Genomic DNA, 22,355 nt, shown 5'->3' with positions numbered 1-22,355 from the left:
TTAGGGTTACCATGGCTCAAATTATTGCGATTGCAAACCAAAAGGGTGGTGTTGGTAAAACAACGACTGCAGTAAATCTTGCAGCGTCTCTAGCTGTATTAAAGAAACGTGTATTACTTGTAGATATGGATTCACAAGGTAATGCTACGATGGGGTCTGGTATTCAAAAGAACGATCTTTTGTATTCCATTACGGATGTTCTACTTGGTGAAGTACCAATTGAAACGGCCATTCAAAAAGCAGAAGTCGGATATAAAGTTTTAGGGTCTAATCGTGAACTTTCCGGTGTTGAGCTTGCTATTGCAGAACAAGAGGGCCGTGAATTCATTCTAAAAAATGCTTTGAATGAAATCCGAAACTCATTTGATTTTATCATTGTGGATTGTGCGCCAAGCTTGAGTTTGATTACCGTCAATGCTTTGGCAGCTGTAGATAGTGTAATCATTCCAATGCAATGCGAATATTATGCGCTTGAAGGTTTAGCTGATTTAACCCAGACTATTGATCGTATTCAAAAGGCATTAAATCCTGATTTAGAGATTATTGGTGTATTACGTACAATGTACGATGCACGAAATGCTTTAACACGTGATGTATCTGCTGAGTTAGAACAGTATTTCGGTAAAAAACTTTATGATACTGTCGTTCCACGTAATGTTCGCCTAGCAGAAGCACCAGCGCATGGTTTGCCTGTTATCTATTTTGAGAAAAGTTCTAAAGGTGCAGTTGCATACTTAAATCTTGCAGCTGAGATGTTGAAGAAAAGTAAAGTAAAGAAAGGAAGTAAAGTATGAGCATCAAAAAACGCGGATTGGCTAAAGGACGTGGTTTAGATGCATTACTTGGTTCAATTCAAAAAGAAAAATTACAGCTGGAAGCACAGGCACTTGACCACGGACAGTTGAAACAAATTGATGTAAATTTATTGAAACGTGGTGAATATCAACCACGTCGCTTTATTCATGAGCATGATTTACAAGAGCTGGCATCTTCTATTGAAAAACATGGAGTGATGCAACCTATTGTAATTCGTCCAGTTGATGATGAAGCACACCCATACGAAATCATTGCGGGTGAACGTCGCTGGCGTGCAGCGCAACTTGCGGGTTTAACTGAAATTCCTGCAATTGTTCGTGATTTAAATGATCAGGTTGCTATTGCACTGGCGCTTATTGAAAATATTCAGCGTCAAGATTTAAATCCGATTGATCAGGCTATAGCCTTGCAGCGTTTTCATGATGAATTCGGTTTGAGCCATCAAGAAATTGCTGACACAGTAGGGAAAGCACGTACTACAGTAAGTAATTTACTTCGTTTGTTGAGTTTGGCGGATGAAATTAAAGATTTCATGCAGCAAGGCCAGCTTGATATGGGGCATGCTCGAGCTATCTTGACGTTAAAGGGTAAAAATCAATTAGACGTTGCTAAAATCGTAATTGAAAAAGGACTATCTGTTCGTCAAACAGAGCAATTGGTGCGTGATAGAAGTGAGCCGAAGCAGGAGAAGGAAAAAGCACCTGTAGCACCAGATATTGAACAATTGACACAAAAATTATCAGAGCGTTTTGGCGCTAATGTGAAAATTGATCATAATCAAAAAGGTAAGGGTAAGCTTGTTATTCATTACCATACCTTAGATGAGTTAGATGGCATTTTAAATATTTGTTTGCCTGATTAATTTGCATTTGGTTCATATATTTCTAATTTTATATTCTTGGGGAAGAAGATATGTGGGAACTTGTGAGAGCGGGTGGCTGGTTGATGCTGCCTTTGATTCTGTGCTCAATTTTAACTGTTGCGATCAGCATTGAGCGTTTTGTTCGGTTAAGACGTTCACAAGTTCTACCCAAAGCATTAATCGATGATAGTTCGTTAAGAACTGAAGATATTGTGGAAAATTTGGAACAAAATGTAGAAGTGCAAAACAGCGCATTGGCTCACATTTTAAAAGCAGGTTTTGATCATCGTGAGCATGGCGAGCAATTTGCACGTGCACAAATGGAAGTAACCGCTTCTCAAGAAATTTCTTATTTAGAGAAAAATATTAATTTCTTGGGGACTTTGAGTGCTGTGGCGCCTTTATTAGGGCTGCTTGGTACAGTAGTCGGGATTATTGAGTCATTCCTTGTGATTGATTTTGGATCGGCAGGTAGTCCAAGTTTAATGATTCCGGGTATTTCTAAAGCGCTTATTACTACAGCTGTGGGAATGTTAATTGCGATTCCTGCTTTAGTTGCTTATCGCTATTTCCAAAGATTAGTACAAGACTATATTGCTGAACTAGAGCAGCAATCGACTTTATTTCATGCCTCATTGTTCTATAAACGTTCCTCGTCTATAGCAGAACATCGTCGTGTTGGGTGATGGGTGAATAGCCAGATGAAATTTAAACGTTCTCAGGTTGAAGACATCCATATCAATTTAACGCCTATGATTGACTGTTTGTTGTTCATTTTGGTTTTTTTATTACTATCGACTACTTTTAATCAGCCAAGTCGCCTCAATTTAACGTTACCAGATGCACAAGGTGTTCCACCAAAACAGTACGATCACAAAATTGAAGTCGTGGTAGACTCTTCTGGTCATTATGCTGTAAATGGTCAGGCACTTTCGTCTAAAGAGGTTGCTGATCTGAGTACTGCGATTAAGCAAGTTGCTCAAGAGCGCCGTGATTTTATGTTCATCATTGCTGCGGATGCCAAAGCGTCTCATCAGGATGTAATTCGCGTTATGGATGTAGCAGGACAACTCGGTTTTGTTAACATCAATATTAGTACCAAAGTTCCTTCTAGAGGTTTTTCTGAGTGAATCAAGATTTTAAGGTTTATATACGTCTCATAGCCTATTTAAAACCTTATTGGGGCGTGGCCTTATTAGTTCTTATCGGGTTCGGTATTAACTCAGCAACAGAAGTTTCTGTTGCTAAACTGATTAAATTTATTATTGATGCAATCCAAAGTAGTAGTAGAGCTGATTTGGATTGGTTCCCCTTATTAATTATTTTATTGGTTTTTTTCCGCGGCTTAGGCCTTTTTATGGGAGGGTACTATACTGCGGTAATTTCACGTAGTTTGGTTTTTAGTATTCGCCAAGAAGTTTATGCCAAACTTTTAAGATTACCAGCACAATATTATTTAGATAATTCATCTGGCCATATTACTGCCAAGATTATGTATAACGTTGAGCAGCTAACGGCAGCCTCTTCTGAGTCATTAAGAACCATTGTTAGAGATGGTATGATTACTCTCGGATTATTGGGTTACCTGTTTTATACCAATTGGCGTCTTACTCTGTGTATTTTTGTGTTTTTACCCGTAATTGGTGTATTGGTACGTAAAGCTTCAAAACGTATGCGAAAGCTATCGTTGCAGGTTCAAGATACGATGGGTGATGTAAATCACGTTGTCCAAGAGAGTATCAATGGTAATGCTGTAGTAAAAACTTTTGCTGGCGAAGAGTCTGAACAAGAACGATTTTATAAGTCATCGGAAGAAAACTTAAAACGTGGTTTAAAAATGGTAATTGTACAAAACCTGAATAGCCCGGTGGTTCAGGTAGTGATGGCTTGTGCGATGGCCCTTATTGTATGGTTAGCTTTACGACCGCAGATTTTAGGTAATACAAGTGCTGGTGAGTTCGTAGCTTATATTACAGCTGCTGGTTTATTAGCAAAACCAGTAAAAAATCTGACTGATGTTAACGAAAAGTTACAACGTGGTTTGGCGGCAGCTCATTCTGTTTTTGAACTATTAGATTTGCCTGAAGAGCAAAATAACGGTCAGTTGAAACCTAAATTAAATGGTGCGATTCGTTTTGATCATGTGGCATTAAATTATGCTGATGGCGTAAAGGCTATTAAAGATTTTTCTTTAGATATTCTTCCTGGTCAAACCGTAGCTTTAGTTGGTCGTTCAGGCGCTGGTAAGAGTTCATTGGTTAATATGTTAGTTCGTTTCCAAGAACTATCAAGTGGGCAAATTTACTTAGATGGTGTGCCAATTAATGACATCGATCTTTCTTGTCTGCGTACACAAATCGCAATGGTAAATCAGCAGGTTGTATTATTTAACCGTACCGTTCGTGAGAACATTGCTTATGGTCAATTGCAGGGTGCCTCAGATGAGGAAATTCATGCTGCTGCAAAAGCTGCATATGCACATGACTTCATTATGAATTTACCAAATGGTTATGATACTGTTTTAGGGGCACAGGGCCTAAACTTATCTGGTGGTCAACGTCAGCGAATTGCTATTGCTCGAGCAATTTTAAAGAATGCTCCAATATTAATTTTAGATGAAGCTACAAGCGCTCTTGATAATGAATCTGAACATTTCATTCAGCAAGCATTTGATGAAGCAATGCAAGACCGCACTACCATTGTGATTGCTCACCGTTTATCAACAATTGAGAATGCTGACCGTATTGTAGTGATGGATCAAGGACAAATTGTTGAACAAGGTACTCATCAAGAACTCCTCGCAAAACATGGTGCTTATTATCAATTACATCAGCGTAATTTCGAGGATAACTAAGCATGTCATTAACCCAGCTGATCCAGAATGCATGGAATAAACAATCGAGTTGGTTGATTGCTTTACGTCCATTGTCTTGCTTGTATCGGGCTGGGTTTTTACTAAATCGTAATCTTTATAATTCAGGTTTTAAACAAGTTTATAAAGCGCCTGTACCTGTGATGGTTATAGGTAATATCACAGTAGGTGGAAGTGGAAAAACTCCGTTGCTCATACAACTGGTGAATTATCTACAGCAGCATAATGTAAAAGTAGGGGTAATCAGTCGGGGATATGGGGGTAATGGTCCTTTTCCACTGCTGGTTACCTCGGGCGGCCAAGTAGCTCAAGCTGGGGATGAGCCAGCATTAATTGTTCAGGCTACACGTGTACCAATGGCAGTAGGTCCTAATAGGCAGGCCGCAATAGAGTTATTGCTTGAGTCATCAGAAATAGATTTGATTATTAGTGATGATGGGTTGCAGCATTGGGCATTAGATCGACAGATCGAGTGGATTGTACTGGATCAAAATCGTGGTTTAGGGAATAAAAAACTATTACCTGAAGGTTATCTGCGAGAGCCTGTTCAACGTTTAGAAACTGGAACAGTGATTGAGCATACTCATAAACCTGCTACAGAATTAAACATGCATCTCGAGACAGGACAGCCATATTTACTTAACCCTTTATCTAATTCTAAACCAAGCTTTAATCTTGAGAATAATTATCATGCTGTAGTTGGTATTGGTTTTCCTCAACGGTTTTATCAAACACTTAAAGATCTAGGGTTGAAGCAATTTCAAGAGCATGCATTTCGCGATCATCATGATTACACAATCAATGATTTAATTTTTAATGACGAGCTGCCACTTATTACAACTGAAAAAGATGCAGTTAAACTATTACCATTACTTGAAAAACATCCTGAATTTAAACAATCTATTTGGGTAGTTCCTGTTAAAGCTGTCCTGTCTACACAGTGTTATCAGGTTTTAAAAATGCAATTGCAAGAACTTGATATTCAATTATCTTAGGAAGAAAAAATGAAACACATCGTCATTCCAGCACGCTTCTCAAGTTCGCGTTTGCCAGGTAAACCATTGTTGCTTATTCATAACCGTCCTATGATTTTACGTGTAGTGGATCAGGCAAAAAAAGTCGAAGGTTTTGATGATTTGTGCGTGGCAACAGATGACGAACGTATTGCTGAGATCTGCCGTGCAGATGGAATTGATGTAGTTCTTACCAGCGCTGATCATCCTTCGGGTACAGACCGTTTAAGTGAGGTTGCTCGCATTAAGGGCTGGGATGCAGACGATATTATTGTAAATGTTCAAGGTGATGAACCTTTGTTGCCAGCTCAACTTGTTCAACAAGTTGCAAAACTTTTGGTAGATAAACCAAATTGTTCGATGTCTACGTTGTGTGAGCCAATTCATACCTTAGATGAGTTTCAGCGTGACAGTATTGTAAAAGTAGTCATGTCTAAACAAAATGAAGCTTTATATTTTAGTCGGGCTACCATTCCTTATGATCGAGATGGGGCTAAGCACGCTGAACCGACTTTACATACACAAGCATTTCGTCATTTAGGTTTGTATGCTTATCGAGTGAACTTATTACAAGAATATGTAACATGGGATATGGGTAAGCTTGAAAAGCTTGAGAGTCTTGAACAATTGCGTGTTTTAGAAAATGGTCATCGAATTGCAATTGCGGTAGCAGAAGCAAATTTACCACCCGGTGTGGACACACAAGCTGATCTTGATCGCTTAAATAATATGCCTGTTGAATCTTTTGAATAAGCGTTAATTTTTAATGAATCCGAATGTAACTTCAAAGGTCTATCCTTGGCAGCAAACAACATGGGACACCTTGACAACAAGGTTTCCCAAAATTGGACATGGTCTCTTGTTTTACGGCAAGCAAGGTTGTGGAAAACATGCTTTTGCTAAGCAGTTTTTGGCATGGGTACTTTGTTTAAATAAGCAGCCGCAGGGCCCTTGTGGTGAATGTAGTAGTTGCCAATGGTTAAAATCAGACACTCATCCCAATTATGTTCATATCACAACGGATGAAGAAAATAAAAAACAGAATGCAAAAATTAAAATAGAAAAGATTCGTGACTTACTACCTTTCGTACAACAAACGGGAGAGGGTTGGCGCGTTATTGTGATTGAGCCTGCAGAAGCACTTAATTTGGCATCTTCAAATGCTTTGCTAAAGACTTTAGAAGAACCAGGCGAGCGTGTTGTTTTAATTTTATTAGCTGATCACTATCTTAAACTACCGGCCACTATTCGTAGCCGATTGCAACATTTCGCTTTAGATCGTATTTCATATGAGCAAGCTACTTCTTATTTGAATGAGCATTTATCTGAACTTGCGGAAGTGCAGCCTGATTTACTGCTTGGCTTATCTAATGATATGCCTTTACAAGCAATAGAAATTGCTCAAAGTGACTGGTTTGCGAAAAGGCAAGTTTTCTTAAATGATTGGCTTAAAATTGTTGCTCAAAAAAATATGCCTTTATTTTTCTCAGGCAAATGGCAAAAAGAATTAAGTTTTAATGATTTTATAATGCTTTTTGAATACTTGTTGGGTGATTTAATTTGTGTCAAGCTAAACCAGCCACAGAAAAATACTGATTTAGATTTTGATCAGTTAAGCCCATATTATGATTTAGAAAGCTTATTTAATATTTATAGTGAATTACAGCAAGCAAAAAAGCTTGTTGAACAAAATGTACAAAGCCAACTTATTATTGATCAATTATTTATAACGTTAATGAATATTTAAGGGGAAAACTATGCAGCCGCAAATGGGGGGGATTATTCAGGTAAATATTCCTGATAAAGCTACTTTGCAAGCAAGCTATATGGGATATGTGCAAGGTGGAGGCCTATTCGTACCATCAAAACAAAAGGTAAAGATGGGACAAGAAATTTTCATTTTAGCGACTTTGCCTGAGCAGTCTCAAAAAATTCCTCTAACAGGCAAAGTAATCTGGATCTCCCATAAGCAAAGTGGATTTAAACCTCAAGGTTTTGCTATTCAGTTAAGTGGAGATAAGGGAATTTACTATAAAACTGAGGCAGAACGAGTTTTGGCTGGTAGTATGTCTTTAGACCGTCCAAGTTATACGATGTAATTAAATAGGAAAGAAAAGTGTTTGTTGATACGCATTGCCATTTAACGATGTTAGATTTAACGCCTTATAACGGTGATCTGGACCTTGCGCTTGCAGCGGCGCGAGCAGAAGGAGTGTCTAAGTTTATGGCAATTTCCGTTGATCTCGATGACCATATTGTATTGGCTGAAATTGCAAATAAACATGCAGATGTTGGTTATACGGTAGGTGTACACCCTTGCGAGGATGTGGACACAATGGCACGTGCAACAACTGAGTATTTGGTTGAATTGGCTCAATCAGAAAAAGTATGGGCTTTAGGTGAAACTGGACTGGACTATTTTCACAGTACAGATTTTATTGAAGAGCAAAAGGTGTGTTTTGCAAGACATATCCAAGCTTCAAAAATTGTAAAAAAACCAGTTGTCGTTCATACCCGATCAGCAAAGCATGATACGGTAGATATTATCCGTGCTGAACAATCAACCCATGGGATTCTGCATTGTTTTACCGAAGATTGGGAAACTGCTAAAGCTGTGCTTGATTGTGGTTATTACATTTCTTTTTCCGGTATTGTGTCATTTAAGAATGCACAGGATTTGCGCGATGTAGCTAAACAGGTCCCACTAGATCGCCTTTTAATTGAAACAGATAGTCCGTATTTAGCACCTGTCCCATATCGTGGTAAAACAAATGAACCAAAATATGTGCCTTATGTAGCCAAAGCGCTCAGTGATGTATATGATAAATCGATTGAGGAAATTGCAATGATCACCTCACAAAATTTTGAGAACTTGCTAAAAGCGATTTAGGTTATAGAAACTATATAAGAGAGTAATTGCGTGAAGATGGATCGTCAGGCTCAGTTCCGAGCAAGAGAAGTATTAATATTTCAGGTTGCGGAACAATTATTGCTAGAAAATGGCGAAGCCGGAATGACACTTGATGTCTTGGCTGCTGAGCTTGATCTAGCAAAAGGAACTTTGTACAAACACTTTCAAAGTAAAGATGAGTTGTACATGCTGTTGATCATTCGTAATGAGCGTATGTTACTTGAAATGGTTCAAGATACTGAAAAGGCCTTTCCGGAACATTTAGCCTTTTTCATGTTGCATCATTTACATCATCCTGAGCGAACAGTTTTATTCCATCAAATTGAGGAAAAACTCTCAATCACTGCTCAAGGCGTACATCATCTTTTTCACGAACTTTATCAAGTGCGTAAACAGAGATTGCGAATTATCATTCGCATGACAGACCACTACTTAGAATCTATTCAAAGCAGTATGCCTACACGAGATTATCTTGCTTCTATTTGGTCATTAACTCATGGTGCGGCAGCTATTCTCAATTCAAGTTTTTATCAACGATATTTAGGTTCAAGAGACACTTTAAGAGTGGCTTATATTGATCAGGCTTTAGCCTTACCTAAACAAGCTGTTGAGCAATATGCTTAGGTCGATATGAAATCTCAATCACCACTTAAATCCCAAAAAGGTTTTACTCTCATAGAAGTGATGGTGGTGATTGTTATTATGACGATTATGACCTCTCTAGTTGTACTCAACATAGGTGGGGTTGACCAAAAGAAAGCGATGCAAGCAAGAGAGTTATTTTTGCTTGATATGCATAAAATTGGTAAAGAGTCGCTTGATCAGTCTCGTGTTTTAGCTTTATCTACTGTCAGTGAAACAGATGTTTCACCATTTTCTTATGAATTGTATGAGTATCACGACCAGAGTAAATTACAGGTCCAAGATTTAAAAAATCGCTGGCAGAAATATTCTGAGTTTAATACACGCCAGTTGCCTAAACATGTATCGTTTACAATACAACCTTTAGATGAGCAAAACTATTCAAAAGCTACGAATACTGATTTAATTGGAGGGCAGGCTCCCCAGTTAATCTGGTTCGGTAACGGTGAAGCTAAAACTGTGAAAATACAGTTTTACTTTGAACAAAAACCAATTGGTTCAGAAATACAAATTGATCATTTGGGTAAAATAAATGAAATCTAAAGGTTTTACTCTATTAGAAGTAATGGTTGCTTTAGCAATTTTTGCAGTAGCGGCTGTCGCGTTAACTAAAGTAGCCATGCAATATACTCAATCTACCTCAAATGCAATTCTTAGAACAAAAGCTCAGTTTGTGGCAATGAATGAAGTTGCTTTAATGGAGATAAATCAGGAATGGCTTGAAGGTACTCAAAGTAAGCAAATTACTTCTCAAGGCGAAACTTGGCAGATTGACAAATCTGCACAATCTACAATTAGCCCGAATGTTCAGAAAGTAGATTTACAAATTAGCTTATATGATTCTGATAAGGGCAAAGTTCAAAATGGTATTACTCACTTGGTATTTTTTAATTATCCAATGAAAGCAAAATAATGATAAAGAATAAAAGTTTTCGCTCTCCAAGCTTAGCTTCACGTCTTGCGGTACGATCGGAGCAGATGATGAGGGGTTACTCCAAGCAAAGCTCTTCGCCTTGCACTCAGACAAAGCATTGCTTTAAAGACTCTCATACTCGAAACATAGTTTCTCATCTTGCGACACGATCGAGCAGTGCTCGATTAACTCGTGCCTCAGGATTTACTTTAGTTGAGCTTTTAGTTTCAATTGCAATTTTTGCTATTTTATCTTTGTTGGGTTGGAAGGTTTTTGACTATTTATTAAAAGTTCGCGATCGTAATACTCAACATGAAGTGCAGCTATTTGAATTACAAGATGCTTATCAACAAGTTTTGCGTGATACATTGCAAATTATACCTTTATCAGCCAATCAAGGCGGGCAATTACGTCCAGCTTTAGAGATTGATAATCAAGTTCTCCGCTTTAGTAAGGCGGGTGTTACTGATCCATTAAAGCAAGGATTATCACCTTTTGAGCGTATCGAATATCGATATGATCCTGATCAAAAAAAGCTTTATCGCCTTAAATATAGTAACTTAAATACTTCAAATAGAGAGCAACCCTTATCAAGTACGCTGTTGAGCCAAGTTGAACAACTTCAAATTATGGTTTTGACACCTCAAGAAGTAACAAAGTGGCCTGAAGTTAACATTGACCCTACAAAACCTGATGAATTTAGGAAGTTGCCAAAAGGAATAAAAATGCAACTCACGGTTGCAGGTGTAAGTTATGAGTGGATTTATAGCTTAAACCAATGTGACTTATCGCTCTCCAAACAGGGAGGTCAATAAATGTTACTCTATAAAAAAAATCAGCAAGGTGTAGCGTTACTCACAATTTTGATAATGGTTGCTTTGGCTACAATTTTAGCTGCCTCTATCGCAAAGCATCAAACTAATACGATGGAAAATACGGGTTATTTGATGCGTCAAAATCAGTCATTACTCTATGCAAAAAGTGCAGAAGCTTTTTTTTCTGAATTATTAATTCAAGATACAAATAATGCTGGTGGTATCGATCATTTAAAGGAAAGTTGGGCTCAGCCAATGCCACCTTTCCCAATAGAAGATGGAGCCGTATCGGGGCGCTTACTAGATGAGTCAGGAAAATTTAATCTAAACAATTTAACGACCAATGAAGGCAAGGTAAACGAAGCTGCTAAAAATTGGTTTGAGCGATTGCTTGTGCGTGTAGGATTGCCAGCAGAGTTAAGTCAAGCAGTTATTGATTGGCAAGATCCAGATGATGAACCAAGCGGCCCTATGGGGGCAGAAAGTAACTATTATGAAGGACTTGAATCTGGCTATTTGGCTTCAAATGCTAAATTTCATCGTATAGAAGAGTTGAAATTGGTAAGAGGTTTTGAAGGCAAGAAATATGATTTAATTGCACCATATATTTCTGCATTACCTGAAAATACAAAAGTGAATGTTAATACCGCATCACCATTAGTATTAGTGAGTATTGATCAAAAATTAGATTTAGGGACTATAGAAAAAGAACTTCAATTACGTCAACAGAATTTAAAGTTCTTTCAAAATATTGATGAATTATGGCAATTGAATGCTTTTTCAGCAGTTGATGCGCAAAAGAAAACTGAAGTTAATAGCCTTTTAGATGTGAAGTCGAACTTTTTTCAAGCACAAATCGAGGTTGTGTTGAATAATAGAAAAAGACAGTTTACAAGTGCCTTAATGCGCAGTGATAAGCAGGTTTATGTATATTCTAGAAATATAGTGCCTTTTAACTAATTGAAAAATTATGATTTATTTACTTTAGATGTTTTTTGAAGTTTGTAATTATAAATTTTTCTGAAGTTAAATATTAAAGTAAATATAAACTTTCTATATGATTATATTCAATATTTCTTCATCAGTCTTATCATACTTTTTGCTAATTGTTTCTAATTGAAAAGTGGTGCGAAATTTTCGTCTTTTGCTTTATAATAATGTTCTTAGAAGGAATGATCGATTTGGCACATGTTAATTCGTAAGTTATTTAAGTTTGAAAATGCACATGTTGTACGTAACTGTACATCGGATCGTTGTAAGCGATCAATTCATGGACATAGCTATAAAGTTGAGTTATTGCTTAAAGCTTCGAAATTAGATCATGGGCAAATGGTTTATGATTTTGGACTCCTAAAAGGAGTAATAAAAGACCTATTTGACAGCTTTGATCACGCAATCTGTTTTTGGGAAAAAGATGATTCTCAATATATTGATGCATGTCAGACTTTTAGCGCTCGTTGGATTTCTTTACCTGTTTCACCGTCGGCTGAACAGTTTTCACGTATTTTCTTTTATCTAGCTCAGCAAGTTTTACAATCAACAGTCACTCAAAATGGGGAAGGTGATGTTGAAGTATATTCTGTTATTGTTCATGAGACTGATACTGGATATGCTCAAAGCTTTATTGAAGATATTCAAAACGAACAAATGGGTATTTTAAGTCTTGATGGAATTGTTTTTTCAGAACAAATTCAGATAGAGTGGACAAATCCACACATGTACGAAGACTTGAAAAAAGGGGTTAAATTTAATAATCCTCAAGTTGATTTACAAGTCGAAGTATAAATCGAATTACTTATTTTATTTGTAGAATTGAAAATTGATCTAGGATGACATTAATGCAATTAACTGAGCAACAGCAAGATAAACTCAGTAAAGTTCAATTAGAAGAAAGTTGGAAAAGATCTTTAGCACCTTTTCTATTAAGCCCTCAGATGGATAGTTTGCGCGATTTCTTATTTCAACAGAAACAAGCTCAGAAAATAATATATCCGCCTAGTAAACAGATCTTTAATGCTTTAAATACCACACCATTAGCTGATGTGAAAGTTGTGATTTTAGGTCAAGACCCATATCACGGGCCAAACCAAGCGAATGGATTAAGTTTCTCTGTTCAAAAAGGTATTGCATTACCACCATCTTTGCGCAATATTTTTCATGAATTACATACAGATTTGGGTATTCCGGCTCCTCGCCATGGTGACTTAACAAAATGGGCTAAACAAGGCGTGCTTTTACTCAACAGTGTGCTTACCGTTGAGGCTGGACAGCCGACTTCACATCAAAAGCAGGGTTGGGAAGCCTTTACTGATGAAGTTATTGATGTTCTAAATGAAGAGAGACAACATATAGTATTTATTTTGTGGGGTGCTTATGCACAGCGCAAAGGACAACGTATAAATAGAGATAAACACTTGGTTTTAACAGCCGCACATCCATCACCTCTTGCTGCAAATAGAGGGGGATTTTTTGGATGCAAAGTGTTTTCAAAAACAAATCAATATTTGAAACAACATGGCATTGAGCCCATAGACTGGCAATTGGACGCATGATGAACTCTCCCAATGTAAATAACTATCACCCGGACTTGGTGGTTGAAGAAGCAAAAAACGGCTGGCGTATAGTACGTTTGAATCGTCCTAAATCGTTACATGCTTTAGACGAATCAATCGTAACGGCATTATTGCGTGTATTTGAAGATTTCCGTGACAATGAACAGGTTAAAGCAATTTGGTTAGACTCAACTACACCAAAAGCTTTTTGTGCAGGTGGTGATGTTAGAAAATTACGACAACTTGTTATAAATCAAGAAGTCGATACCGCAAATAAGTTCTTCCAGCAGGAATATGCTTTAGATCTACTTTTACATAATTATGCTAAACCGATTGTGGTTTGGGGAGAAGGTTATGTAATGGGCGGTGGTTTAGGCTTGTTTATGGCTGCACCATTCCGTTTAGTGACGCCATATTCACGTTTAGCAATGCCTGAAATTAATATTGGTTTATATCCTGACGTTGGTGCGAGCCGTTTCTTGGCAGATCGTGGTCCAATAGGTTTGTTTACGGGTTTAACCGGTTCAATCATGACTGCTGCTGGGGCGTATAGCATCGGTTGGGCAACACATATTTGTGAAGCTCAGCGTGATAATGTTTTGCAAAAAGTTTTAAATATTAATTGGGCTCATTATCCTGCTGGGGATTTCCGAGCAATTGATGATACTTTAAATAGTTTGCACCGTCCTGTTGCGGCAGGTCCATTGCAAAACTCACTTGATGTAATTCATAGCGTTTGCCGTGGTTTTAATTTTGAACAAGACTATCAAGCTATTGTTAGCTTGCGTGATGCGAGCAGTGATTGGTTACGTCAAGCGAGTGAGAATTTGCAAAAAGGATCTCCTAGTACCGCGGCAATTACTTGGTTACTGTGGCAATGGGGCAAACAAATCCACTCATGGGATGAGGTCTTTGATCTAGAGGCTCAGATTTCTGAGTGGAAAATACGTCATCCTGACTTTGTGGAAGGTGTTCGCGCACGCTTAGTTGATAAAGATTTATCACCTGAATGGAAACCATGTGACGATCTAAGCTTGAGAGGTATATTGGCTGATTGTCCACCAGTAACTTCAATTGATAGCTGGAATGCCTTACTTAGACAACACGGTGTGATCACCTAAAATAAATGACTGAATATAGTGATGAATACTGGATGCAGCTTGCTTACGAGCAAGCTGAATTAGCCGCCCAGCAGGGTGAGATACCTGTTGGAGCGGTTCTGGTGAGCCAAAATCGAGTAATTGGATCTGGTTATAATGCTCCAATTACTTTATTAGATCCAACTGCACATGCAGAAATTCAAGCTATCCGTGCAGCGTGTTCCTCTTTAGAAAATTATCGATTACCCGAAGATACGACTTTATATGTTACTCTTGAGCCATGTACTATGTGTGTAGGTGCGCTCGTACATGCAAGAATTAAACATGTGGTTTTTGGTACGCCAGAACCTAAAGCAGGCTCTTTGGTGAGTGCGCGTCAGTTATTACAGCAAGGTTATTATAATCATAGGTTTACATTTCAGAATGGCTGTCTACAAGAAAAATGTGCACAACAGCTTAGCCATTTTTTTAAACAAAGACGTGAGCAAAAGAAACAAGAGAAACAACAAAAAACGTCCTTAAATGATTAAAAATTAACATACTCTTATGGCAAACTAACGCGGTTTTAATGTCATGATTCTATTTAATAAGGACGATCCAATGCGTAATGTAATTACCGTAGAAAAAGAATTTAATGCTCCTCTTACTGATGTATTTAATTTGCTCTCTAAGCATTCAACTTACAATACTGCTTTTGCACCTTTACAGGTTGTGCGTGTTAAAGACTCCGCAGATTCTAAAAGACCTGATGGTTTAGGCTCAATTCGACGTATGGGATTTGGTCCAATTAAGCCACTTAAAGAAGAAATTACATTGTTGGAAGAAAATAAAAGTATTGAGTATAAATTAATAGACAATCCTTTGATTAAACACCATTTAGGTAGAATCGAGTTTTCTGAGATTACTCCATACATTACCTTAGTTACATACCGCATCGAGTTAACGGCAAAAGCGCCAGTGGTCAGTAAATTAATCCTTGCACAGCTAAAACTAGCCATTACACTAGGCTTTTCGAGATTAGCTAAAGCATTTGCTTCTTAGTGAGAGTTCAATGACAGTTCAAATTATTACTATTGATGGTCCGAGTGGTTCGGGTAAAGGAACATTGGCTGCAAAACTTGCAGCACATTATCAATATCATTTACTCGATTCGGGTGCCTTATATCGTTTATTAGGGTTGTCATTACATAAACACGATTTATTAGAGAAATTAGATAGTCAGCTTGATGAATGCATCCAATATGCACGTCAACTGGACATTAAATTTGAAACGTCTACCTCAGGGATTTTGGTCTTCTTGGATGGCGAAGATGTATCTCAAACAATCCGTACAGAAAGAGTTGGTGAGTACGCATCAAAAGTTGCAGTGGTTCCAGAGCTTAGACAGGCACTATTTGAAAGACAAAGAGCTTTTGCGCAAAGTCCTGGTTTAGTTGCAGATGGCCGTGATATGGCAACATCTATTTTTCCGGAAGCTAATGCCAAAATTTATCTGACAGCTTCGGCTGAGTCGCGCGCTGAGCGAAGAGTAAAACAGTTGCAGGGTATGGGGCTAGATGCTAAAATAAACGACATTTTAGCTAATATACAGGCACGAGACAAAAGAGATATGGAGCGAGAAGTTGCTCCGCTCAAGCCAGCCAAAGATGCTTATATTATTGATAGTTCGGAATTAACGATCGATCAGGTATTTAAGTTAATGGTTGATTATGTCGATAGCCGTACTATTTAGTAAATAGAATTATCAGTTGAAGCATAGCTTGATCAGTCTATAAAGACTATGTTGATACTTAACTAAACCGGCCTTGTCTGATCCAAGACCGCTGAATTTATCAGGTATATCATGACCGAATCTTTTGCAGCCCTCTTTGAAGAAAGTGAATTAAACCTCAACGTTGAAAAGGGTGCAGTCATCCAAGGTGTTGTTGTAAACATCGATAGCGACTGGGTAACTGTTGACACTGGCCTAAAGTCTGAAGGCATTGTTGACCGTGCTGAATTTTTAAATGAACAACGTGAACTTGAAGTTCAGGTTGGTGATACTGTTGACGTAGTTGTTGAAGCTCTTGACAACGGTATGGGTCAAACAGTTTTATCACGTGAAAAAGCTAAGCGTGCTGAAACTTGGACTAAACTTGAAAAAATCTTTGAAGATGGCGAAATCGTTACTGGTGTTATCTCTGGTAAAGTTAAAGGCGGTTTCACTGTTGACATCGGTCCTGTTCGTGCATTCTTACCAGGTTCATTAGTTGACACTCGTCCTATCCGTGACACTACTCACCTTGAAGGTAAAGAGTTAGAGTTCAAAGTAATCAAACTTGATGCTAAACGTAATAACGTTGTTGTATCTCGTCGTGCTGTTATGGAAGCTGAATCTTCTGCTGACCGTGAAGCATTACTTGCTCAACTTGAAGAAGGTCAAACAGTTACAGGTACAATCAAAAACCTTACTGATTACGGTGCATTCGTTGATCTTGGCGGTATTGATGGTCTTCTACATATCACAGATATGGCTTGGAAGCGTATCAAGCACCCTTCAGAAGTTGTTGAAGTTGGTCAAGAAGTTACTGTTAAAGTACTTAAATTTGACCGTGAACGTAACCGCGTATCTTTAGGCCTTAAACAATTAGGCGAAGATCCATGGTTAGCGATCATGAGCCGTTACCCTAAAGGTTCTATCGTTAAAGCTCGCGTAACTAACTTAACTGACTACGGTTGTTTCGCTGAAATCGCTGAAGGTGTTGAAGGTTTAGTTCACGTTTCTGAAATGGACCACACTAACAAAAACATCCACCCATCTAAAGTTGTTCAGATTGGTGATGAAGTTGATGTTATGGTTCTTGAAGTTGATGAAGAACGTCGTCGTATTAGCCTTGGTATCAAACAAACTCGTGCTAACCCATGGGAAGAGTTTGCTAAAGCTCATGAGAAAGGCGAAAAAGTATCTGGTACTATCAAGTCTATCACTGACTTTGGTATCTTCATTGGCTTGAACGGCGGTATCGACGGTTTAGTACACTTGTCTGATATTTCTTGGAACGAGCAAGGTGAAGAAGCTATTCGTCGTTACAAGAAAGGTGACACTGTTGAAGCTGTTATCTTGTCTGTAGACGCTGAAGGTAACCGTATCAGCCTTGGTATCAAGCAATTGAACAGCGATCCGTTCAATGACTTCTTAGCTGCTAACGAACGTGGTGCTTTAGTTAAAGGTACTGTAACTGCAGTTGATGCTCGTGGTGCAACTGTTAAGTTAGCTGACGAAGTTGAAGCAACTCTTAAAGCTTCTGAAATCAACCGTGACCGCGTAGAAGATGCGACTAAATTCTTAGAAGTTGGTCAAGAAGTTGAAGCGAAGATCATCAACGTTGATCGTAAATCTCGCTCTATCAACTTGTCTATCAAAGCGAAAGACGAAGCTGAAGAGAAAGAAGCAGTTGCTAGCTTGCGTACAGCAACTACAAGTCAAGACAATGGTCCTAAGACTATTGGTGACTTGATCAAAGCACAAATGAAGTAATAAGTTAACAAAGTACAGTTTCATGTAACGGAATTGTACTTTTTATACAAATTACTGTAAACGGTAGCCTAGTATTCAACATACTGCGCTACCGTTTTGTATTTAAACAGGTTATTATCGAACGACATAGAGTAGCAATAAATAACGAGGTCGTAGATGACTACTGAAGCTCTTAATAAGTCTGATTTGATTGAACGCATTGCGCTAAAAAACCCACACTTAGCTGAACCTTTGGTGGAAGAGGCGGTTAAAATTATGATTGATCAAATGATAGAAGCACTATCAACTGATAATCGAATTGAAATCCGTGGTTTTGGTAGCTTTGCTTTACACCACCGTGATCCAAGAGTTGGTCGCAATCCTAAAACAGGAAAATCAGTTGAAGTTGCAGCTAAAGCTGTTCCACATTTTAAACCCGGAAAAGCCCTTCGTGACGCAGTAAACGAATCTGGGAAATAAATAAAATTTATAAGTCGGGGTGTCTATGCGTTATATTTTAATTGCATTGCTTATTGTTGTATTTGGCTATTCTTTAGCACTTGTTTTGCAGAATCCAACAGAACTTTCTGTTGATTTGTTATTTACCCAAGTTCCAGCTATGCGTTTAGGCTTATTATTGCTACTCACATTAGTACTAGGAACAGTGGTCGGTCTTTTACTTGGTGTACAGGTTTTCAGAGTATTCCAAAAAGGTTGGGAAATTAAACGCCTGCGTAAAGATATTGACCATTTAAGAAAAGAACAAATCCAAAGTGCTCAATTAGCAGCGGCTGAAGCAGCTGCAAATGTAAGACATGAAAAAACCGTTGTAGATATTTATCCGCAAGATAAAAATTCTACTCCGCTATAATCCCCCCGTACTACTCTTTATTAATGAGTAAAGAGTAGTATGTCTCTAAATTTTATCTCTTCTTTTATTCTTCTAAATATAAACGCTTTTGATCTTATCGCTTTAATTTTGGAAAGCAGCTCTCTACATTCCTTTATTCCTTCATGAGTTGTCTATTATAATAACGCTGATTTTATATGATGGAAGAAAGTCTCTTGAGTATCATTGTTGCGTTAGATGCAAAAAGCCAATATGACGCTTTAAAAATTGTTGAACAGCTTGATCCTGCTTTATGCCGCGTAAAAGTGGGTAAAGAGCTTTTTACTCATGAAGGCCCATCTGTTGTAAAAAAACTGCAAGAACAAAATTTTGAAGTTTTTCTTGATCTTAAATTTCATGATATTCCAAACACTACAGCTCAAGCAGTATGTGCAGCGGCTGATTTAGGTGTATGGATGGTAAATGTTCACGCTTCAGGTGGCCGTAAAATGATGGAAACCTGTGTGGAGCGTTTAAAAGCGGGTAACTATCAAACCCAACTTATTGCTGTGACAGTACTCACATCAATGGGTCGTGAAGATTTAAAAGATATTGGTTTAGATGTTGAGCCAGTAGAGCATGTAAAGCGCTTGGCTAATTTAACGAAAGAAAGTGGCTTGGATGGAGTGGTTTGTTCAGCTCAAGAAGCTAAGATTCTTCGTGAATTAATTGGGCAAGACTTCTCTTTAGTAACACCTGGTATTCGTCCAGAAGGTTCTAATGCAGACGACCAAAAACGTATTGTAACTCCAAAGCAAGCTATGCTTGATGGCTCTACGCATCTGGTAATTGGTCGACCGATTACTAAAGCAGAAAAGCCAACAGAAATGTTGAAATCTATTCTTGCTTCGATTGCCTAAAAATTTAGGAATAAGGTAATTAATAACGGGGCGAGTAGGCTTAATAATAAGCCGCTCATCATGGCATGTGGTACATAATGTGTGCCACATGACTGTTTTACCATTGCTAAGGTAACATCCATTGAGGTTGCACCAGCACTTGAGATAGCAGGGCGTGGAAAACGCCAACCCATGGTATACATTAGAAAAATAGCAACAATTTCTCTAAATAAGTCAGTTAATAAGGCGATTCCACCCAACTCTGCTGAATGTAATTGCGTAAATAAAATCCCCGACATTGAATACCAGCCATAGCCTTGTGCTAAAGCTAAAGTTTCATTAAGTGTAAAATGCTTGTGAAGTAAATAGTAATTCACAAAGCCCGCTATACATGACCCTATAAAAGCAGCTAAGGGTACAATTAAAATTTTCCAGCTTAACCATGTACGGTTAAAGTGGGTGAAGGCAAGTTCGATACCAATTAAAAAAATAAAAAATAATAACAAATACCAGCTATTAAATGCGATATGTGAGGTGTATTGAGTAATGATCGCGCCGAATAAAACACCGACACCTAGTGCAAGAAAAGCCTTCGCAATATTCTTTAAAGCATTTACAAAAAGTTGTAGGGAAATTTTGCCTTTAACACTTTGTTTATCAAAAATTGTATAAGCAAATAAACACGTAAAGAACGAACCAAAAGACGTGGTAAGAGCAATAATAATAGCGGGTGGGAGTATGGCAGAAGGATTCTCGATTTGATCAAGTGCCAAAGTTAATTCAAAAGCTACACTAGCTAAAAGAATATAAGAAAAATAGGGCAGTATTTTAAATATAAATTGTCGGATATTTAGAGATAGTTTGGGTGCTAGGAAATAACCGAAAGCCAGTGCTAAAAAAATTTGAATGATGAGATAAAAAGATTGCATATAATAGATAGATTGTTATCAATCTACCTATTATGTCTTGAACATTTTAAGCTGCATAGCTTTGTGAGCTTTTATTTAAAAGTAAGTAGTCTTTGGGCTTAACTTTGCGTGTTTCTAACCAATACTTCCATGTGTAAGTTGGCCATAGTGAAAAGTTTCTACCATCGGCAGATTGATACCAACTACTACAGCCACCAGCTTGCCATACGGTTGCTTGCAGCTGCTTTTGGACACGTTCATTAAAGGCGTCTTGAATTTCAGGCTTGATCTCAATTGCTCTTTGACCAGACTCTTCTACTAACTGAATAAGCTGTAAAATGTAATTCACTTGAGATTCAATCATAAAAATAATCGAATTATGACCTAGAACTGTATTAGGGCCTACCAGTTGGAATAGATTGGGAAAGTTTTTAGTCATAATGCCGTAATAGCTTTCAGCACCATCTTTCCATGCTTGTTTTAACTCGATTTGATTACGTCCGATACATGTGAAATGTTTTAAATAAATACGTGGGTCAGTAATAAAACCTGTACCGTAAATTAAACAATCAATAGGTCGTTCTCGACCATCTTTAGTAACAATACTATTTTCTTTGATCTCTTGAATACTATCAGTTACTAGCTCAACATTTTTTCGGTTAAAGGTAGGAAAGTATTTATTCGAGATAAGAATACGTTTACATCCCATGACGAAGTCAGGTGTGAGTTTTTTTGCTAACTCTTTATCCTTAACTTGAAAACGGATGAATGCTTCTGCCAATTTTTGGCCATACTTCATGATTTGAGGTTGAACAATGGGCACAACGCGAGATTCATTACTCCAGTAAAGGCGACTACGATGAAGCTGGCGATAAATATTAGAAGATTTGAATAATGCTTTACTTAAGCTTGAATATTTGCGCTCATCGCGTGGTATTACCCATGCAGCTGTTCTTTGAAATACATAGAGCTGTTTAACATCTTTGGCTATTTCAGGAATATATTGAATTGCGCTACCACCTGTACCAATAGATGCGACTGACTTTCCGTTTAAGTCATAGTCATGTTCCCATTGTGAGGAATGAAATACTTTTCCTTTGAATTTTTCGATCCCTTTGATGGGAGGAATTTGTGGGATGTGTAGGGGACCAGATGCAAAAACTACAAATTGCGCTTCTATTGAAGGTTGGTTCTTAAAGTCTAGAGTCCACACATGACGTGTTTCATCATATTGGACATGAGTTACGTCATGGTTAAATTTACAGTAATCTTTAATTTTATATTTCTGTGTAATGTCTTGAATATAATTAAAGATCTCTGGTCCCTCAGCATAGCGTTTTGTCCAATCTGTTTTGGGTGCAAAAGACAATGAATACATATGAGATTGAACATCACATGCTGCACCTGGATAACGATTTTCTCGCCAAGTTCCACCGACATCATTTGATTTTTCTAAAATAACAAAGTCTTGCTGTTGATTTTGTAGTAAACGGATTGCCATTGCTAGGCCACCAAAGCCAGCACCAATAATAGCGATTTTAGTTTTTTGAATAGCATCTTGCTTTGCGTTTAGCATTGGAAACCCTGCATAAGCTGAAAAGAGGATTGCACGCAAGACTAACGTTTTTTAATCAGTTTAAACATGATTGTATCGACGTGAAAATTGATAGATTCGGCAATTAATTTTCTTGCTTCTTTATAGTAAAACATTTCAGTCTAGGGAAATT

Annotated in this window: 27 protein-coding genes; 25 read left to right on the top strand and 2 right to left on the bottom strand. The window is 37.8% G+C overall.

Annotation, left to right across the window (positions count from 1 at the left end; genetic code table 11):
- Positions 1-11 precede the first annotated feature (11 nt).
- The 25 genes from AW165_RS10225 to pyrF all read left to right on the top strand — a co-directional run bounded on the left by AW165_RS10225 (position 12) and on the right by pyrF (position 19,741).
- Positions 12-794, top strand: coding sequence for a ParA family protein (locus AW165_RS10225; protein ID WP_002121458.1), 783 nt, complete (start codon positions 12-14; stop codon positions 792-794).
- Entirely contained in the window at positions 791-1,678 is an 888-nt protein-coding gene (locus AW165_RS10220; RefSeq protein WP_060465746.1) for a ParB/RepB/Spo0J family partition protein, read from the top strand. Before AW165_RS10225 ends, AW165_RS10220 begins: the two co-directional genes overlap by 4 nt.
- A 50-nt stretch (positions 1,679-1,728) precedes the next feature.
- Positions 1,729-2,364 carry a MotA/TolQ/ExbB proton channel family protein gene (locus tag AW165_RS10215; protein ID WP_060465745.1) on the top strand — a complete coding sequence of 212 codons (636 nt, stop codon included), beginning with the start codon at positions 1,729-1,731 and terminating at the stop codon, positions 2,362-2,364.
- 15 nt (positions 2,365-2,379) lie between these two features.
- Positions 2,380-2,808: an ExbD/TolR family protein gene (locus AW165_RS10210; RefSeq protein ID WP_005069548.1), complete on the top strand. Its 429-nt coding sequence runs from the start codon at positions 2,380-2,382 to the stop codon at positions 2,806-2,808.
- The gene (msbA, locus tag AW165_RS10205; protein ID WP_060465744.1) at positions 2,805-4,532 is read left to right on the top strand and encodes a lipid A export permease/ATP-binding protein MsbA; all 1,728 of its coding nucleotides are present in this window, start codon (positions 2,805-2,807) and stop codon (positions 4,530-4,532) included. Before AW165_RS10210 ends, msbA begins: the two co-directional genes overlap by 4 nt.
- A gap of 2 nt (positions 4,533-4,534) precedes the next feature.
- The gene (gene lpxK, locus AW165_RS10200) at positions 4,535-5,545 is read left to right on the top strand and encodes a tetraacyldisaccharide 4'-kinase (RefSeq protein ID WP_060465743.1); all 1,011 of its coding nucleotides are present in this window, start codon (positions 4,535-4,537) and stop codon (positions 5,543-5,545) included.
- 9 nt (positions 5,546-5,554) lie between these two features.
- A complete protein-coding gene (gene kdsB / locus AW165_RS10195) occupies positions 5,555-6,316 on the top strand; it encodes a 3-deoxy-manno-octulosonate cytidylyltransferase (protein WP_060465742.1) in 762 nt (253 codons plus the stop codon).
- Positions 6,317-6,329: 13 nt separating this feature from the next.
- A complete protein-coding gene (locus AW165_RS10190) occupies positions 6,330-7,310 on the top strand; it encodes a DNA polymerase III subunit delta' (protein WP_060465741.1) in 981 nt (326 codons plus the stop codon).
- A gap of 10 nt (positions 7,311-7,320) precedes the next feature.
- Positions 7,321-7,662, top strand: coding sequence for a PilZ domain-containing protein (locus AW165_RS10185; RefSeq protein WP_002121335.1), 342 nt, complete (start codon positions 7,321-7,323; stop codon positions 7,660-7,662).
- Between the two features lie 17 nt (positions 7,663-7,679).
- Positions 7,680-8,453 (top strand): TatD family hydrolase, encoded by a 774-nt coding sequence (locus AW165_RS10180; protein WP_060465740.1) that lies wholly within the window; start codon positions 7,680-7,682, stop codon positions 8,451-8,453.
- A gap of 36 nt (positions 8,454-8,489) precedes the next feature.
- Positions 8,490-9,098, top strand: coding sequence for a TetR/AcrR family transcriptional regulator (locus tag AW165_RS10175; protein ID WP_005069536.1), 609 nt, complete (start codon positions 8,490-8,492; stop codon positions 9,096-9,098).
- 6 nt (positions 9,099-9,104) lie between these two features.
- Entirely contained in the window at positions 9,105-9,659 is a 555-nt protein-coding gene (locus AW165_RS10170; protein WP_060465739.1) for a type II secretion system protein, read from the top strand.
- The gene (gene gspI, locus AW165_RS10165; RefSeq protein WP_017482272.1) at positions 9,649-10,029 is read left to right on the top strand and encodes a type II secretion system minor pseudopilin GspI; all 381 of its coding nucleotides are present in this window, start codon (positions 9,649-9,651) and stop codon (positions 10,027-10,029) included. Before AW165_RS10170 ends, gspI begins: the two co-directional genes overlap by 11 nt.
- Positions 10,029-10,844 (top strand): type II secretion system minor pseudopilin GspJ, encoded by an 816-nt coding sequence (gspJ, locus tag AW165_RS10160; protein WP_060465738.1) that lies wholly within the window; start codon positions 10,029-10,031, stop codon positions 10,842-10,844. Before gspI ends, gspJ begins: the two co-directional genes overlap by 1 nt.
- On the top strand, positions 10,845-11,804 hold the full coding sequence (gene gspK / locus AW165_RS10155) for a type II secretion system minor pseudopilin GspK (RefSeq protein WP_060465737.1): 960 nt from the start codon (positions 10,845-10,847) through the stop codon (positions 11,802-11,804). It begins immediately after the preceding gene.
- Between the two features lie 228 nt (positions 11,805-12,032).
- Positions 12,033-12,629: a 6-pyruvoyl trahydropterin synthase family protein gene (locus tag AW165_RS10150; protein WP_060465736.1), complete on the top strand. Its 597-nt coding sequence runs from the start codon at positions 12,033-12,035 to the stop codon at positions 12,627-12,629.
- A gap of 53 nt (positions 12,630-12,682) precedes the next feature.
- On the top strand, positions 12,683-13,396 hold the full coding sequence (gene ung / locus AW165_RS10145; RefSeq protein ID WP_060465735.1) for a uracil-DNA glycosylase: 714 nt from the start codon (positions 12,683-12,685) through the stop codon (positions 13,394-13,396).
- Positions 13,393-14,517: an enoyl-CoA hydratase/isomerase family protein gene (locus tag AW165_RS10140; protein ID WP_081410607.1), complete on the top strand. Its 1,125-nt coding sequence runs from the start codon at positions 13,393-13,395 to the stop codon at positions 14,515-14,517. The genes ung and AW165_RS10140 overlap by 4 nt, the downstream gene beginning before the upstream one ends.
- 5 nt (positions 14,518-14,522) lie before the next feature.
- Positions 14,523-15,026 (top strand): tRNA adenosine(34) deaminase TadA, encoded by a 504-nt coding sequence (tadA, locus tag AW165_RS10135; protein ID WP_002121378.1) that lies wholly within the window; start codon positions 14,523-14,525, stop codon positions 15,024-15,026.
- A gap of 70 nt (positions 15,027-15,096) precedes the next feature.
- Positions 15,097-15,537 (top strand): SRPBCC family protein, encoded by a 441-nt coding sequence (locus AW165_RS10130; protein WP_014206600.1) that lies wholly within the window; start codon positions 15,097-15,099, stop codon positions 15,535-15,537.
- Between the two features lie 10 nt (positions 15,538-15,547).
- Positions 15,548-16,228: a (d)CMP kinase gene (gene cmk / locus AW165_RS10125; RefSeq protein ID WP_005069521.1), complete on the top strand. Its 681-nt coding sequence runs from the start codon at positions 15,548-15,550 to the stop codon at positions 16,226-16,228.
- Positions 16,229-16,339: 111 nt separating this feature from the next.
- Positions 16,340-18,013, top strand: coding sequence for a 30S ribosomal protein S1 (gene rpsA, locus AW165_RS10120; RefSeq protein WP_002121348.1), 1,674 nt, complete (start codon positions 16,340-16,342; stop codon positions 18,011-18,013).
- A gap of 156 nt (positions 18,014-18,169) precedes the next feature.
- Complete coding sequence (locus tag AW165_RS10115; protein WP_002121337.1) at positions 18,170-18,472, top strand: integration host factor subunit beta; 303 nt, start codon at positions 18,170-18,172, stop codon at positions 18,470-18,472.
- A 25-nt stretch (positions 18,473-18,497) separates the two neighbouring features.
- Complete coding sequence (locus AW165_RS10110; RefSeq protein ID WP_002121360.1) at positions 18,498-18,863, top strand: lipopolysaccharide assembly protein LapA domain-containing protein; 366 nt, start codon at positions 18,498-18,500, stop codon at positions 18,861-18,863.
- A 179-nt stretch (positions 18,864-19,042) separates the two neighbouring features.
- A complete protein-coding gene (gene pyrF / locus AW165_RS10105; protein ID WP_025466022.1) occupies positions 19,043-19,741 on the top strand; it encodes an orotidine-5'-phosphate decarboxylase in 699 nt (232 codons plus the stop codon).
- On the opposite strand, the gene AW165_RS10100 is transcribed toward pyrF, so the two are convergent.
- On the bottom strand, positions 19,738-20,649 hold the full coding sequence (locus AW165_RS10100) for a lysine exporter LysO family protein (RefSeq protein ID WP_060465733.1): 912 nt from the start codon (positions 20,647-20,649) through the stop codon (positions 19,738-19,740). The genes pyrF and AW165_RS10100 overlap by 4 nt on opposite strands.
- 46 nt (positions 20,650-20,695) lie before the next feature.
- Positions 20,696-22,243 (bottom strand): flavin-containing monooxygenase, encoded by a 1,548-nt coding sequence (locus AW165_RS10095; protein ID WP_081410606.1) that lies wholly within the window; start codon positions 22,241-22,243, stop codon positions 20,696-20,698.
- Positions 22,244-22,355 lie beyond the last annotated feature (112 nt).

Source organism: Acinetobacter sp. LMB-5 (assembly GCF_001541635.1).
GTDB classification, from domain to species: domain Bacteria; phylum Pseudomonadota; class Gammaproteobacteria; order Pseudomonadales; family Moraxellaceae; genus Acinetobacter; species Acinetobacter pittii.
This window is presented reverse-complemented; position numbering and strand designations above follow the sequence as displayed.

Bases quoted from the DNA above. Each gene is read 5' to 3' on its own strand.
- AW165_RS10140 (WP_081410607.1), top strand. From the start codon at position 13,393: ATGATGAACTCTCCCAATGTAAATAACTATCACCCGGACTTGGTGGTT.
- AW165_RS10215 (WP_060465745.1), top strand. From the start codon at position 1,729: ATGTGGGAACTTGTGAGAGCGGGTGGCTGGTTGATGCTGCCTTTGATT.
- cmk (WP_005069521.1), top strand. From the start codon at position 15,548: ATGACAGTTCAAATTATTACTATTGATGGTCCGAGTGGTTCGGGTAAA.
- rpsA (WP_002121348.1), top strand. From the start codon at position 16,340: ATGACCGAATCTTTTGCAGCCCTCTTTGAAGAAAGTGAATTAAACCTC.
- ung (WP_060465735.1), top strand. From the start codon at position 12,683: ATGCAATTAACTGAGCAACAGCAAGATAAACTCAGTAAAGTTCAATTA.
- lpxK (WP_060465743.1), top strand. From the start codon at position 4,535: ATGTCATTAACCCAGCTGATCCAGAATGCATGGAATAAACAATCGAGT.
- AW165_RS10100 (WP_060465733.1), bottom strand. From the start codon at position 20,649: ATGCAATCTTTTTATCTCATCATTCAAATTTTTTTAGCACTGGCTTTC.
- AW165_RS10190 (WP_060465741.1), top strand. From the start codon at position 6,330: ATGAATCCGAATGTAACTTCAAAGGTCTATCCTTGGCAGCAAACAACA.
- gspI (WP_017482272.1), top strand. From the start codon at position 9,649: ATGAAATCTAAAGGTTTTACTCTATTAGAAGTAATGGTTGCTTTAGCA.
- AW165_RS10220 (WP_060465746.1), top strand. From the start codon at position 791: ATGAGCATCAAAAAACGCGGATTGGCTAAAGGACGTGGTTTAGATGCA.
- tadA (WP_002121378.1), top strand. From the start codon at position 14,523: ATGACTGAATATAGTGATGAATACTGGATGCAGCTTGCTTACGAGCAA.
- kdsB (WP_060465742.1), top strand. From the start codon at position 5,555: ATGAAACACATCGTCATTCCAGCACGCTTCTCAAGTTCGCGTTTGCCA.
- pyrF (WP_025466022.1), top strand. From the start codon at position 19,043: ATGGAAGAAAGTCTCTTGAGTATCATTGTTGCGTTAGATGCAAAAAGC.
- AW165_RS10110 (WP_002121360.1), top strand. From the start codon at position 18,498: ATGCGTTATATTTTAATTGCATTGCTTATTGTTGTATTTGGCTATTCT.
- gspK (WP_060465737.1), top strand. From the start codon at position 10,845: ATGTTACTCTATAAAAAAAATCAGCAAGGTGTAGCGTTACTCACAATT.
- AW165_RS10185 (WP_002121335.1), top strand. From the start codon at position 7,321: ATGCAGCCGCAAATGGGGGGGATTATTCAGGTAAATATTCCTGATAAA.
- AW165_RS10225 (WP_002121458.1), top strand. From the start codon at position 12: ATGGCTCAAATTATTGCGATTGCAAACCAAAAGGGTGGTGTTGGTAAA.
- AW165_RS10175 (WP_005069536.1), top strand. From the start codon at position 8,490: ATGGATCGTCAGGCTCAGTTCCGAGCAAGAGAAGTATTAATATTTCAG.
- AW165_RS10115 (WP_002121337.1), top strand. From the start codon at position 18,170: ATGACTACTGAAGCTCTTAATAAGTCTGATTTGATTGAACGCATTGCG.
- AW165_RS10130 (WP_014206600.1), top strand. From the start codon at position 15,097: ATGCGTAATGTAATTACCGTAGAAAAAGAATTTAATGCTCCTCTTACT.
- AW165_RS10150 (WP_060465736.1), top strand. From the start codon at position 12,033: ATGTTAATTCGTAAGTTATTTAAGTTTGAAAATGCACATGTTGTACGT.
- AW165_RS10210 (WP_005069548.1), top strand. From the start codon at position 2,380: ATGAAATTTAAACGTTCTCAGGTTGAAGACATCCATATCAATTTAACG.
- gspJ (WP_060465738.1), top strand. From the start codon at position 10,029: ATGATAAAGAATAAAAGTTTTCGCTCTCCAAGCTTAGCTTCACGTCTT.
- AW165_RS10170 (WP_060465739.1), top strand. From the start codon at position 9,105: ATGAAATCTCAATCACCACTTAAATCCCAAAAAGGTTTTACTCTCATA.